The organism is Amycolatopsis sp. NPDC049868 (assembly GCF_044461365.1).
Lineage (GTDB): Bacteria > Actinomycetota > Actinomycetes > Mycobacteriales > Pseudonocardiaceae > Amycolatopsis.
Genome location: NZ_JBITKV010000001.1, coordinates 1,350,272 through 1,363,630, shown reverse-complemented (window position 1 = coordinate 1,363,630; position 13,359 = coordinate 1,350,272). Strand labels below are relative to the sequence as shown.

The window sequence follows — 13,359 nt, the reverse complement described above, 5'->3', positions numbered from 1 at the left end:
TTCCGGGGCGGACCCCGCCGGGTGGATCAGGCGGGCAGGTCGATCAGCGGCGCGAGGGCCGCGCGATGCCGCCCGGGAGTGCCTAGAGCGATCTCGTCGCTCTTCGCGCGCTTCAGGTACAGGTGCGCGGGGTGCTCCCAGGTCATGCCGATACCGCCGTGCAGCTGGATCGCCTCTTCGGCCGCGTGGACGGCGATGAGGGAGTTGCGGGCCTGCGCCACCGCGACCGCGATCGGGATGTCGTCACCGGAAGCGAGGCAGTCGGCGGCGTACCGCGCGGTCGCCCTGGCGTTGACCAGATCCGTGTACAGGTTCGCCAGCCGGTGCTTCAGCGACTGGAAGGAACCGACCTGACGGCCGAACTGGTAGCGCTCCTTGAGATAGCGCACCGTTTCGGTCAGCGCCCACTCGGCGATCCCGAGCTGTTCCGAGGCGAGCAGTCCCGCCGCGGTGACGAGTGCCGTGTCGAGCGCGGATACCGCTACCGAGGAGTCGGCGACGCGTTTCGCGGCCACGTTCTCCAAAGCGACGTCGGCGATGCGCCGGGTGAGGTCGAGGGAAACGGCCTCGGTGACCGTCACGCCCGCCGACGCCACGTCGACCGTGTACAGACCGGGACCGTCTGGTCCCACCGCCGGGACGACGAGCAGTTCGGCCACCGAAGCGTCGGCGACGCTGCGGACCCGGCCGCTGAGCGTCCCGTCGGCCGCCGCGGTGACCGCCGAGGGGAACTCGGCGCCGGGCGCGGTCGACAGCGGCACCGCCAGCGCGCCGACGAGCGTGCCAGCGGCCAGTTTCCCGAGCCGTTCGGTCACTTCCGCCTGCGACGTGTCGGTCGCCAGCAGGGCCGACGTCGCCAGGACGGCGCTGCCGAGATAGGGGACCGGGGCGACGCTGCGCCCGAGCTCCTCCATCACGACGGCGACTTCCCGCGCCGAAGCGCCGTGCCCGCCCAGCGCCTCCGGGACGGCGAGACCCGCTGCGCCGAGGTCGGCGGCGAGCGTACGCCACAACTTCAGGTCGTACGGTTCCGCCGTCTCGGTCCTGGCGATCAGGGCCGCCGGCTCCACGCGGTCTTCGAACAGGTCGCGGACGCTGGCGCGAAGGTCCTCTTCGACCTCGGAGTACAGCAGGTCGCTCATCGGGGCAGGTCCTTCCAGGCGACGTCCTTGTCGATCCGCGGCTCGGACGGCAGCCCCAGCACACGTTCGGCGATGATGTTGCGCAAGACCTCCGAGGTGCCGCCCTCGATGGAGTTCCCCTTCGCGCGCAGATAGCGATAGCCGGCTTCGCGGCCGAGGAAGTTCACGCCGTCGGGACGTCGCATCGTCCAGTCGTCGTAGCGCAGGCCCTCGTCGCCGAGCAGTTCGATCTCCAGCCCGGACGCGGCCTGGTTCAGCTCGGAGAACGCGACCTTGACCGCGGAACCCTCCGGCCCCGGCGCGCCCGCGGCGAGCTGCTGCCGCAACCGCGAACTCACCAGGCGCAGGCTTTCGCCCTCCACCCACAGCTTCAGCAGCCGGTCGTGCAGTTCGGACGTGCGCAGTTCCGGGCGCTCCCGCCAGGTTTCCGTGACGACGCCGACCATGCCGCCGTCACGCGGGAACTCGGTCCCGCCGATCGCGACCCGTTCGTTCATCAGTGTGGTCTGCGCGACCTTCCAGCCTTCGCCGACGGCGCCGAGGCGGTGCGCGTCGGGAATGCGGACCTCGCTGAGGAAGACCTCGTTGAATTCGGCCTCCCCGGTGATCTGCCGCAGCGGCCGGACCTCGACGCCCGGCGCGGTCATGTCGCACAGGAAGTACGTCATGCCGCGGTGTTTCGGCACGTCGGGATCGGTGCGGGTGACCAGGATGGCCCACTGCGACTTGTGCGCGCCCGACGTCCACACCTTCTGACCGGTGACCACCCAGTCGTCGCCGTCGCGCACCGCGCGGGTACCCAGCGCGGCCAGGTCGGATCCGGCGCCGGGCTCGCTGAACAGCTGGCACCACACCTCGCGTTCGGTCCACAGTGGACGCAGGAAGCGCTGGTGCTGTTCGGGTGTGCCGAAGGCGAGGATGGTCGGCGCGGCCATGCCGAGGCCGATCCCGATCCGCCGTTTGTCGTTGTCCGGTGCGCCCGCCGCGGCGAGCTCTTTGTCGACAACGGACTGAAGGGAGCGGGGCGCGTTCAGGCCGCCGAGGCCTTCGGGGAAGTGGATCCAGGCCAGCCCGGCGTCGAACCGCGCGTCGAGGAAGTCTTGGCGCGGCGTGCTTTCCGGCGGATACGCGGCCAGCAAGTCGGCCACGCGCCGCTTGAGATCGTCCACAGTGGTCACTTGGCAGTCTCCCCGCGGTACTTCTTGAGTTCACGGTGCGCCAGCGAGCGCTTGTGCACCTCGTCCGGGCCGTCGGCCAGGCGCAGCGTCCGCACCTGCGCCCACATCTCGGCGACCGGGAAGTCCTGGCTGACCCCGCCGGCGCCGAACAGCTGGACGGCCTTGTCGAGGATCCATTCGACGGTGATCGGGGTGGAGATCTTGATCGCCTGGATCTCGGTGTGCGCGCCCTGGTTGCCGACGGTGTCCATCAGCCACGCGGTCTTGAGCACCAGCAGCCGCTGCTGCTCGATCTTGACCCGCGCCTCGGCGATCCAGTCCTGCACCACGCCCTGTTCGGCGATCGGCTTGCCGAAGGTCTCGCGCGAGAGCGCCCGGCGGCACATCAGTTCCAGCGCGCGTTCGGCCATGCCGATGGCGCGCATGCAGTGGTGGATCCGCCCCGGCCCGAGGCGGGCTTGCGCGATGGCGAACCCGTCGCCCTCGCCGGCGATGAGGTTCTCCGCCGGCACACGGACGTCTTCGAAGAGCACCTCGGCGTGGCCGCCGTGGTCCCCGTCGGTGTAGCCGAACACGTGCATACCGCGTTTCACGGTCATACCGGGGGTGTCGCGGGGGACCAGGATCATGCTCTGCTGCTTGTGCGCGGGCGCGTCCGGATCGGTCTTGCCCATCACGATGAAGATCTTGCAGTTCGGGTTCATCGCGCCGGAGATGTACCACTTGCGGCCGTTGATGACGTACTCGTCGCCGTCCCGGCGGATGCTGGTGGCGATGTTGCGCGCGTCGGAAGAGGCGACGTCGGGCTCGGTCATCGCGAACGCGGACCGGATTTCGCCGTCCAGCAACGGTTGCAGCCACTGCTTCTTCTGCTGCTCGGTACCGAACATGGTGAGCACTTCCATGTTCCCGGTGTCCGGCGCCGCGCAGTTCACCGCGGTCGGCGCCAGCCGGAGACTGCGGCCGGTGATCTCGGCGAGCGGTGCGTACTGCAGGTTCGTCAGGCCCGCGCCGTGGTCACCGGGGAGGAAGAAGTTCCACAGCCCGCGTTTGCGGGCCTCGGCCTTGAGTTCTTCGACGATCGGCGGCTGCGACCACTCGCTGTCGCGCTCGGCCAGCTGCCGCTCGAAGACGGCCTCGGCCGGGTAGATGTGCGAATCCATGAACTCGAGGAGCTTTCCCCGCAGTTCCTCGGTTTTCGCGTCGAAGGCGAAGTCCATCTCTATCCCTCTTCCTTGAGAGTCTCATTGCCGTGCGCGATCAACGGGACGACGCCCGAGCCGATGCCGTCGAATCCGGCGCCGACGGTCTGCCCCTTGCTGTAGCGGAGGTGGATGCCTTCCAGGATCACCGCGAGCTTGAAGAACGCGAAGCTCACGTACCAGTTGAGCCGGGAGACGTCGCGGCCGGAGCGCTCGGCGTACCGCGCGATGACCTCGTCGTTGTGCGGATAGCCCGGCGCCGAACTGGCATTGGACACGAACTGCAGGGAGACCTTGTCGCGTTCGGCGTAGGCCACCAGCAGCGCGAGGTCGGTCAGCGGGTCGCCGAGGGTGGACATCTCCCAGTCCAGTACCGCGGTGATCCGGTCGTCGGCGTTCACCAGCACGTTGTCCAGCCGGTAGTCGCCGTGGACGATCGACGGCCTGCCCGATTCCGGTACCGACGAGGCGAGCCGGTCGTGGAGTTCGTCGACGCCGGGCAGGTCACGGCTGCGGTTGCCGTCGAGCTGCTTCTTCCAGCGCCGCAACTGGCGTTCGAGGAAGCCCTCGGGACGGCCGAAATCGCCCAGCCCCACCGATTCCGGCTCGACGGCGTGCAGCTCGACCAGGGTGTCGACCAGCTGATCCGCGATCGCCTTGGTCCGGTCGGGCCCCAGCGCGGCCAGTTCGGTGTCCGAGCGGAAAGGGGTGCCCTCCACGAACTCCATCACGTAGAACCGCGAGCCGATGACGTCGGTGTCTTCGCACAGCAGCACGGTTTCCGGTACCGGGACGGCCGTGCCGTGCAGGCCGGAGATCACCCGGAACTCGCGGCCCATGTCGTGCGCCGTCGGCAGGACGTGGCCCAGCGGCGGGCGGCGGACCACCCAGCGGGACCGGCCGTCACCCACGATGTAAGTGAGGTTAGACCGGCCCCCTTCCACCACCTGGCCGCTCAGGTCGCCCTGGACGAGGCCTGGCCGGTGCTCGTCCAGATGGGCCTTGAGCCTGGCCAGGTCGAGGCCCGGCAGGTCGGACTGGTTCATGGTGCCTCCAGCGTCTCGCTTTCCGGTAACAGTACCGACCAGTCGGTATGTCGGGTAGGGCTGGTCCGGCCAGGTGCCGGAGGTCACTCTCTCAGGCGATCAGCCGGACGACCATTTCCGCGACGCACGCCGGTTTGGGCTCGCCGTCGATCTCGATCGTCCACCGGACGACGGCCTGCTTGCCACCGGCGACGTCGGTGACCTCGACCAGTTCGGCGCCCGCCCGGATCTTCGCGCCGACCTTGACCGGCTGGGGGAACCGGACCTTGTTCAGGCCGTAGTTGATGCCCATCTTGAGCCCGTTGACCCGATAGAGCTTGCCGACGAAGCCCGAAATGAGCGACAGCGTCAGGAAACCGTGGGCGATCGGTGCCCCGAACGGGCCTTCGGCCGCCTTCTCGACGTCGACGTGGATCCACTGGTGGTCGTCGGTGGCGTCGGCGAACAGGTTCACCCGTTCCTGGGTGAGCGTCAGCCAGTCGCTGTGGCCGAAGTGCTCGCCGACGGCGTTCTCGAACTCCTGCAGGGAGGCGAATTCGCGCATGGCTCAGTCCTTCGGTCCGCCGGCGACGTAGATGACCTGGCCGGAGATGAATCCGGCGCCGTCGCTCACCAGGAACGACGCGAGGTTGGCGATGTCCTCGGGGGTGCCGACGCGCTGCACCGGGATCTGCGACGCGGCCGCCGCCTTGAAGTCCTCGAACGACATGCCGATCCGTTCGGCGGTCGCCGCGGTCATGTCGGTGGCGATGAACCCGGGGGCGATGGCGTTCGCGGTGACGTTGAACTTGCCGAGTTCGATCGCGAGGGTCTTGGTGAAGCCCTGCATGCCGGCTTTGGCGGCGGAGTAGTTGACCTGGCCGCGGTTGCCCAGCGCCGAGGTGCTGGACAGGTTGACGATGCGGCCCCACTTCTCCTGCGTCTGGTACTTCTGCACCTCGCGGGTCATCAGGAACGAGCCCTTCAGGTGCACGCCCAGCACCGAGTCCCAGTCCTGTTCGGTCATCTTGAACAGCAGGTTGTCGCGGGTGATGCCGGCGTTGTTGATCAGCACGGTCGGCGCGCCGAGTTCCTCGGCCACCCGGGTCACCGCGGCTTCGACCTGCGCGGCGTCGTTGACGTCCAGCGCGACACCGACGGCCTTGCCGCCCTCGGCGACGATCGCTTCTGCCCCCTGCTTGACGCCTGCCTCGTCGAGGTCCAGCAGGCCGACGGCGAACCCGTCGGAAGCGAGCCGCTTGGCCACGGCCGCCCCGATGCCGCGGCCGGCGCCGGTGACGATCGCTACACGGGAGGGGTGTTCGGTCACGGGTGTTCTCCTCGTCGTCGAGTGGAAGTGCCGTCGAGTCTGCCGTACTGAGCGGTCGGTTTGCAGAGATGTCAGGCCAGGAGTCTCGCTGTGATCGTAATCACGGGTGCCCGAACGGCTACTCCCGACGAGCTGATCGTCCCGACGTCTGGCGCCCCGACCTGCACTTCCGAAAGCCTCGGCCCACCGATAAGAGCGCACACGGAGGTGCCACATGCGCCGAAGAGCCCATGTCCTGACCGGTCTGCTCCTGGTGACCGTGCTCGGAGTGACCGGCGCGCAGGTCGCGTCGGCCGCTCCCGGCCAGCCGCCGGAACAAGACACGCTGCCCGCTCCGCGCGCCCTCACGTTGATCACCGGAGACCGGGTCACCGTGCAGGAGCGGCCGGGCGGCGTGCCCGCTCTCGCCGTCCAACCGGGGCCGGGGCGCGAACGGATGGGTTTCCGGCGCGGCCAGGACAAGAACGGCTGGTCGGTCTACCCGGCCGACGCCTTGCCGCTTGTGGCGAAGGGGGTGCTGGACCAGCGGCTGTTCCGCATCGACCGGTTGCTCGCCGACGGATACGACGACCGTGCGCGATCGACGCTTCCGCTGATCGTGCAGCAGGAAGGTCCGGTGGCCGCCGCGGGGCGGCGGCTCGACAGTATCGGCGCCACCGCTTTTGCCCAGCCCAAGGAACGCGCGGGTGAGTTCTGGTCCTCGTTGACCGGTCCCGGTGCCGCTTCGGTGCGGAAGGTGTGGCTGGACCGCAGGGTCAAGGCGAACCTCGACCGCAGCGTGCCGCAGATCGGCGCGCCGGAGGCCTGGCGGAGCGGGTTCACCGGCAAGGGCGTCAAGGTCGCCGTGCTGGACACCGGAGTCGACGCCCGCCACCCGGATCTCGCGGGCAAAGTGGTCGCGGCCAAGGACTTCTCCGGCGGTGGGGACCCCACGGACCGGCACGGCCACGGCACCCACGTCGCCTCGACGATCCTCGGGTCCGGCGGACGGTTCCAGGGGGTGGCGCCCGACGCAGGGCTGCTCGCGGGCAAGGTGCTCGGCGACGACGGCAGCGGCGGCTGGTCGGAGATCATCAGCGGGATGGAGTGGGCGGTCGCCGAGGGCGCCAAGGTGATCAACCTGAGTCTCGGCGGTGAGGACGGCGCGGACATCGACCCGCTGGAAGCCGCGGTGAACCGGCTCACTAAGGAGCACGGTGTGCTGTTCGTGATCGCCGCGGGCAACGAAGGGGAACGCGGGGCGGGCACGGTGGGGTCGCCGGGCAGCGCCGACGCGGCGCTCACCGTCGGCGCAGTGGACCGGGCCGACGCGCTGGCGTCGTTCTCCAGCCGGGGGCCGCGGCGCGGCGACAACGCGGTCAAACCGGAGATCACCGCGCCGGGAGTGGCGATCGTCGCGGCCAAGGCGGGCGGCGAACACCAGCCGATGTCGGGCACCTCGATGGCGACACCGCACGTGGCGGGCGCGGCCGCGCTGCTCGTCCAGCAGCATCCGGATTGGGGGCCCGAGCGGATCAAGGCCGGGCTCACGGGCACCGCGAAGCCGACCGATGGGCTGACCGTCTTCCAGCAGGGAACGGGACGAGCCGACGTCGCCAAAGCGGTCGGGCAGCGCGTGAACGCCGACGTCACCACGCTGGCCTTCGGCACCATCCCGGTGGCCGATCCGAAACCGCTGACCCGGGAGATCACCTATCGCAACGGCGGTGCCGCCCCGGTCGAGCTGGATCTGCGGCTCGACGTCCGAGACGAGGGCGGGAAACCGGCGGCCGACGGTCTGTTCTCGGTGGACCGGCCGAGGATCACGGTGCCCGCAGGCGGGACCGGGACCGCGGTGATCTCGGTGAGCCCAGGGCAAAAGCCGCGTGGCACCTATGGCGGCACCCTGCTCGCCACCGCGGCCGGAGTGGAGATACGCAGCCTTCTCGGGGCAGACCTCCAGCGCGAAGTGTTTTCGGCCGACGTCAAGCTCATCGACCGCAAGGGCGGCAAGGCGAACGGCTTCGTGTTCGTGACCAATTTGGACAGTGGCAACGGGAAGATCCTGTCCGCGGTGGACGGCGGTGGCCCGATCCGGCTGCCGCAAGGCCGGTACCTGTTCGTCTCGGAGATCTCCGAGACGTCAGGGGCGAGCCTGGTCAGCGAACCGGGTTTCGTGCTCGATCGCGACCGGGAGGTCGTGCTGGACGGGCGGTTGGCGAAACCGGTGACGGTGCGGACCGACCGCCGGGACGCCGGCTCGAACGGCCAGATCGTCGCCTTCTCCGAACGCGTCGCCGGCCGGGGGAGCGCGAGTTATTCGTGGTACCAGCCGAGGCTCTTCCACGACGAGCAGTACGCCTACGTCGCACCGACCCGCACCGCCGTGCCCGACTTCGACTTCCTCGTCACGACGATGCTGAGCAAGCAGACGAGCGAAGGCAGGTCGGAGAACAGTCCCTACGTCTACAACCTGCAGTTCCCGAGCAACGGCCGCGTTCCCGACGTTTCGGCGTACCGGGTGCGCGACCACGAGCTGGCCAAGGTGTCCGCCACCTACGCCGCGACCGGCGAGCAATGGGGCAACCTGCACGTGCTGCCTTCGCCGTACGACAACGAAAACGACCTCGGCAACGCCTGGTTCCTCACCGCTCAGGCCAAATTGCCCTCGACACGGGAGGAGTTCTACAGCACCGGGAAGATCCGCTGGCTGAAGCGGCTCCTCGTGGATCGGCTTCCCACCAACGGCGTCTGGAGCGACACGCAGGAGACCGCGGAGGGCGTCGAATACCGTGCGGGGCAACGGGTCCGGGAGGAGTGGAATCGCGCTGTCGTGGGGCCGACGCCGGCGAAACTGACCAGGACGGTGCGCGACGGCGACACCTTCAGCGTCCTGCTCCCGCTGCTCGCGGCGCGCGGCGAGCACGTCAGCGTGTCGGCGGTGGAGGGCACCACCCGGCTGCTGCGGAACGGGGAGGAAATCGGCTCCGTGCCCAAAGTTCCCGGCCACCTCTGGCCGGTTTCGGGCCCGGTGACCTTCACCGTGCCGCCGGAAGCGGGCGAGTACACGCTGACCGTCGACGCGAAACGGCCGGACGGCGGCAACGCCGAGTTGTCGAGCAACGTGGTGGTGTCGTGGAACTTCCGTTCGCAGCGGACGGCCGTCGAGACGCCACTGCCGCTGATGACGCTGCGGGCCACACCGTCGCTCGGCCTGGCCAACGACGCCTGGCGGCTGCTTCCGCTCGCCGTCCCGATCGAGGTCGAGCGGCCGACGGGAGGCGTCCGGCAGGTCACGGCCGAGGCGTCTTTCGACGGTGGCAAGACCTGGCACCGGCAGCCCGTCTTCGGGAGCGGTGAACGGCGGCAGGCCGTCGTGGTGCCGCCGCCGTTCGGTTCCGCCCGGTTCGTCTCCTTGCGGCTGTCCGCGACGGATTCCGGTGGGAATTCGGTGACGCAGACGGTTGTGAACGCCTATCGGCTGCGGTAAGTGCCCGGTACATGAAGGCCCCCTTCCTTGCGCCAGGCGCAAGGAAGGGGGCCTTCATGTACTTCAGGTCAGCTCGCCCGCGTGCCTAGCACCTCGGTGATCAGCCTCGGCAGCTCGCCGCCGTGCCACGAACTGGGCGAGAACCGCTCCTGCGCGATCCCTTCCCAAGGCTCGCCGTCGTCCAGCGAAATGCCTTCCTCGCGGGGAACGAGCACGCCGATCTCCTGCGCCGCGACGCCTTCGCCGGCGAGGGTCTTCTTGGCGAGCTCGACGTCCTCCGGCCGCACGGCGACCACGAGCGTCCAGTCACCCCAAGCCTGCGCGAGCTCGAAGCGGCCGAGTCCCGACTGCGCACAGACGTCGGCGAGCGGCTCGTCCAGCCGGATGGCCGTCGTGACCCGCGCGCCGAGGCCGTTGGCTTCGCAGAGGGTCCGCACGGTCGGGAAGAGACCGTCCGAGACGTCCATCGCGGCGCGTGCCAGCCCCGCCGTGGCGAGCGCCTTCCCGGCGGCCACCTGTGCCATCGGCTCGCAGGCGCGCTCGCGGATCTCGGCGACGAGCGAATCGGAGAGCCGTGCCTGCTTTTCGACGAGCAGCGCGTACGACCACAGGTAACCGGGCGAACCGACCAGCAGCAGGCGATCGCCGGCCTCGGCACCCATGCGCCCGAGCCTGCCGCCGGGGACGCAGCGGCCGATCGCGGTTGCGGTGAGCTGCCGGACCGGGCCGTCCCGGAGATCGCCGCCGACGACCTTGGTCCCGTGCACCTTCGTGCAGTCGTCCACGCCGTCGAGAAGCCGCCGGAATTCGCCCGCCGTGGTCGTCTTCGGCAAGGTGTAGTTGACGACCAGGCCGAGTGGCGTGGCGCCGGCCGCCGCCAGATCGGACAGGTTGATCGTCGCCAGCAGCCACCCGGCGTGATAGGGATCCGTTTCACCCAGGATGGTGACCAGCGGCGTGGGGCAGCTGTCGGTGGTGGCGACCAGCTCGCCGCGAAGCCCCTCTTCGGCGTCGAGGACGGCGCAGTCGTCACCGAACCCGCGGACACCGCCGTAGCGCGGCCGCAGGATGTGCTCCAGGATCGCGTGCTCGCCGAGGTCGCCGAGCGGGACGTCGTCGCCGACCGGCGAGATTTCAGTTACGGCCGACATGATCCGCCAATCGGGACGGGGCCACGTTGTGGTCGCTGGAATAGTTGTGCGGCAGCGTGCCATAGGGCTGTTCGCTTCCGGCGGAGGCGAACAGCATCAGGTTGCAGATCCGCGTTCCGGGGTACAGCAGTACCGGATGCCGCAGGTGGTTCACGATCTCCAAGGTCAGCACGGCGCCTTTCGCACTGCCGAAACCGGGGCTGACCTGTCCGCAAAGGACGACGCTGATGCCGAGCCGCGCGTAGTCGCTCGTGCCGTCGACGAGCCCGGCGAGCTTCTCCGAGAGCCCGATCCTCTCCAGGGTCGGCGCGAGGACGACCTCGCCGGGTTCGACGCACAGCCGGCCTTCGGCGTCGAGTTCCTTCGGCCGGAGTTCCGGATAGGTGCTCCGGTCGGCGATGTCGACGGTCCCGGTCGACTCCAGTGCGAACGCCTCGTGCCCGAGCCGCAGGCTGATGGCGGCGGGGCGGACGAGAGCAGGCTCGAACGGGGTGATCGTGAGTTCCCCGGTGCGGTGCGCGCGTCTGATGGTCCGGTCGGTCAGGATGCCGCGGCGTGGCGCGGGCCAGCTCAGCGGCATGACGCCACCGCTTCCGCGACGGCGCCGACCAGGACGCGGAAATCGGTCTCGGTCAGTTCGCCGTTGGGCTGGTCGTCGGACTCGCCCGGCTCGCAGTAGACGACGGTGGTGCTGGTGCGATGCGGCCCCTGGATCACCACCGTCGCGGTCAGTCCCGCCGCGATCGGCCGCACGGTGTGCACGATGCCGGTGTCGCACGAGTAGACGTCGCCGAGCCGGGCGTGCGGGGTCTTGTCCACTTCGAGCCGGGCTTCGCCGTCCGCGAGCAACGCGGCGGGATTCGCCGGGTCGGCGCCGTAGCGATACCGGTCGTACGGCTTCCCGCCTTCGGCCGTTTCGTGGAACTCGACCATGTGCAGGCCTTCACCCGCGACGATGGTCGAGGCGAATTCCCACCGATGGCTGTGCGGATTGGACTCGCCGCGGGACGGTTCCGCGGATTCCGGCCAGACGTGGAGCCGGATCCGGAAATCGGGCGAGGCGTGGAGCACCATTTTGGCGAATCCGTTGGGATGCCAGTAGGAACGCTTCGCCGCGGCGCGGACGGCTTCTTCGTCACCGAGGATTTCTTCGAGCCACGAAAGAAAAACGCCGGGGGAGTCCTGGACCCGCTGCGCGACCGCGCGCAGCCAGGGAAGGTCCGCGTCACCGTGGCCGGGACGGGCGCCGGTGACCTCACCGAGGAACGCGTGCGCGTCCGCCGGAACGGCGGCGAGGGTCGATGGCGTGGTGTCGATCATTGAGTCGTACCTGGAATTCCGGGAGGGCTGAGCGGGGGCCCCGCGGCGGCGAATGCGGCCGCGCGGAGCGCGGTGACTGCGTCCAAGGTCTGCCAGATGGGTAGATCGCCGCTTCCCCAGGCCCACAGTCCCTGGTCGGCGTCGTAGCGCTCCCAAAGGGTTCCGAGCGCCCGGTTGAGCCGGGGGAGTGGCAGGAAGGGGGCGGTGGCGAGCGCTTGGACGACCCAGGCGGAGGTGAAGTGCCGGATGATGATCCGGGTCGTTCCTTCCCCGTCGGGCCGAGGCCTTTCGAGATCCTCGGCCACGCCATCGTCCGAATGGGACCGATCGATGAGCCATTGTGTGGCTTCGTCGGCCGCCTCCCGGACGTCGTTGCGATCTTCACGGCTGCGCAGGAAGTCCCGCAGGGCGACGACCGACCGCGCGGTGTGCACCACCGAGGCCTCGGGGGCGACGAGTCCGGCCTCGTTCTTCTCCGGCCACAGGCGTGAGCCGTCGAAGTCGAGGCGGGCCGCCAGGAGGGCGTCGATCAGCCGGTCGGTCAGCGGGGCGTCCGGCCGCAGCCGGACCGCCGTGTGCAGCACGGCGGACAACAGGTACGGGCGGGTCCTGCTGTAGGGGTCGAGCGACCCCTCGAGCTGGTCCAGCCCTTCATCGGCGGACATCGTGCTGGTGCGGAAGAGCGCGTCCACGACCGACGCGGTGGTCTCCGGTCGCCTGCCGCCCGCGCGGCCCCGCCAGCCGTGTGCCGATTGGAGCCGGTAGAGATCTTCGGCGAGCATATGTAGGTCGATGTAGGGATCGCCTACCACCAGCATGGTGTTGATCCCGTAGGCGGTGCTGAGTGCCTTCGGGCCGGTGCTTTTCTGCAGGTTGTGCCGCCAGCCGAGCGGTTTCCCGTGCTCGTCGCGGATCAGGCGCTCGGCGAGTTTGGCGCCGACGGTGTGGAACACCTGCAACAGCGACCGCGAAGTGTCGATGACGCCGGCGTCGCCGACGATGGCCGGGGTGTGTTCCTGCGGTGAACGGGCCGTCTCGACCAGGGTGAACAGTGCGTTCGCGGCGCGGAAGTGGTCGTCGAGCTGGCGGGCGTTGTGCGTCGACGGCAGGTATTTGCCGGTCTCCCACTGAGTCAGGTTCGCCCTGGTCACCCCGATGATCCGGGCCGTTTCCGCTTGGGTTTCACCCGCGGCCTTGCGCAGCCGCCGCAGCTCACGTCCGACACCCGACGCGGTAACGGTTTCCGCATCGGGGCTTACCGGCCGCCGTCCGGCCGATGTAGGCTCCATGTAGGCACTAGACACAGGCTTACCTACCTTTAGTAGGCAAAGTAGGGCGGTGACTGAACGTGCACACAACGGGGAGAGTACAGCAACCGTATCGGACCGCGCTGGCGCGTCGGTCAAAGTCGTGTCACGGACGGCGAATGGTCGCATCCGGCCCTGTTCTACCAGGTCCTGGGGTGCGGGACCCACCCGGTCGCGAGGGTTGGTCCGAACAGGGCACGACCGAATAGCGGATGCTGTCAGCCATCTGAATGTG

General features: G+C 69.3%; 11 protein-coding genes. 1 reads left to right on the top strand and 10 read right to left on the bottom strand.

All coding sequences use genetic code 11. From position 1 onward, the window contains the following. Window positions 1-26 precede the first annotated feature (26 nt). From ACIBTM_RS06520 to fabG, 6 genes are all read right to left on the bottom strand, one after another. Entirely contained in the window at window positions 27-1,142 is a 1,116-nt protein-coding gene (locus ACIBTM_RS06520) for an acyl-CoA dehydrogenase family protein (protein ID WP_395875523.1), read from the bottom strand. Continuing rightward, window positions 1,139-2,320, bottom strand: coding sequence for an acyl-CoA dehydrogenase family protein (locus ACIBTM_RS06515; RefSeq protein WP_395875522.1), 1,182 nt, complete (start codon window positions 2,318-2,320; stop codon window positions 1,139-1,141). Before ACIBTM_RS06515 ends, ACIBTM_RS06520 begins: the two co-directional genes overlap by 4 nt. Continuing rightward, complete coding sequence (locus ACIBTM_RS06510) at window positions 2,317-3,540, bottom strand: acyl-CoA dehydrogenase family protein (RefSeq protein WP_395875521.1); 1,224 nt, start codon at window positions 3,538-3,540, stop codon at window positions 2,317-2,319. Before ACIBTM_RS06510 ends, ACIBTM_RS06515 begins: the two co-directional genes overlap by 4 nt. 2 nt (window positions 3,541-3,542) lie before the next feature. Beyond that, on the bottom strand, window positions 3,543-4,568 hold the full coding sequence (locus ACIBTM_RS06505; protein ID WP_395875520.1) for a phosphotransferase family protein: 1,026 nt from the start codon (window positions 4,566-4,568) through the stop codon (window positions 3,543-3,545). A gap of 91 nt (window positions 4,569-4,659) precedes the next feature. Then, the gene (locus ACIBTM_RS06500) at window positions 4,660-5,112 is read right to left on the bottom strand and encodes a MaoC family dehydratase (protein ID WP_395875519.1); all 453 of its coding nucleotides are present in this window, start codon (window positions 5,110-5,112) and stop codon (window positions 4,660-4,662) included. A gap of 3 nt (window positions 5,113-5,115) precedes the next feature. Continuing rightward, window positions 5,116-5,877: a 3-oxoacyl-ACP reductase FabG gene (fabG, locus tag ACIBTM_RS06495; RefSeq protein WP_007029803.1), complete on the bottom strand. Its 762-nt coding sequence runs from the start codon at window positions 5,875-5,877 to the stop codon at window positions 5,116-5,118. 214 nt (window positions 5,878-6,091) lie between these two features. Here fabG and ACIBTM_RS06490 point away from each other — a divergent pair, with 214 nt between their 5' ends. Then, window positions 6,092-9,346, top strand: a complete 3,255-nt coding sequence (locus ACIBTM_RS06490) for a S8 family peptidase (RefSeq protein WP_395875518.1) — start codon at window positions 6,092-6,094, stop codon at window positions 9,344-9,346. A 68-nt stretch (window positions 9,347-9,414) separates the two neighbouring features. Here ACIBTM_RS06490 and ACIBTM_RS06485 read toward each other — a convergent pair whose 3' ends face one another. Genes ACIBTM_RS06485 through ACIBTM_RS06470 form a run of 4 tightly spaced genes read right to left on the bottom strand, consistent with a single transcriptional unit; the run spans window position 9,415 to window position 13,106 of the window. Beyond that, window positions 9,415-10,497 (bottom strand): thiamine-monophosphate kinase, encoded by a 1,083-nt coding sequence (locus tag ACIBTM_RS06485; protein ID WP_395875517.1) that lies wholly within the window; start codon window positions 10,495-10,497, stop codon window positions 9,415-9,417. Beyond that, a complete protein-coding gene (gene dcd / locus ACIBTM_RS06480) occupies window positions 10,481-11,077 on the bottom strand; it encodes a dCTP deaminase (RefSeq protein WP_395875516.1) in 597 nt (198 codons plus the stop codon). The genes ACIBTM_RS06485 and dcd overlap by 17 nt, the downstream gene beginning before the upstream one ends. Next, entirely contained in the window at window positions 11,068-11,817 is a 750-nt protein-coding gene (locus tag ACIBTM_RS06475; protein ID WP_395875515.1) for a hypothetical protein, read from the bottom strand. The genes dcd and ACIBTM_RS06475 overlap by 10 nt, the downstream gene beginning before the upstream one ends. Then, the gene (locus tag ACIBTM_RS06470) at window positions 11,814-13,106 is read right to left on the bottom strand and encodes a helix-turn-helix transcriptional regulator (protein ID WP_395875514.1); all 1,293 of its coding nucleotides are present in this window, start codon (window positions 13,104-13,106) and stop codon (window positions 11,814-11,816) included. Before ACIBTM_RS06470 ends, ACIBTM_RS06475 begins: the two co-directional genes overlap by 4 nt. Between the last annotated feature and the right edge of the window lie 253 nt (window positions 13,107-13,359).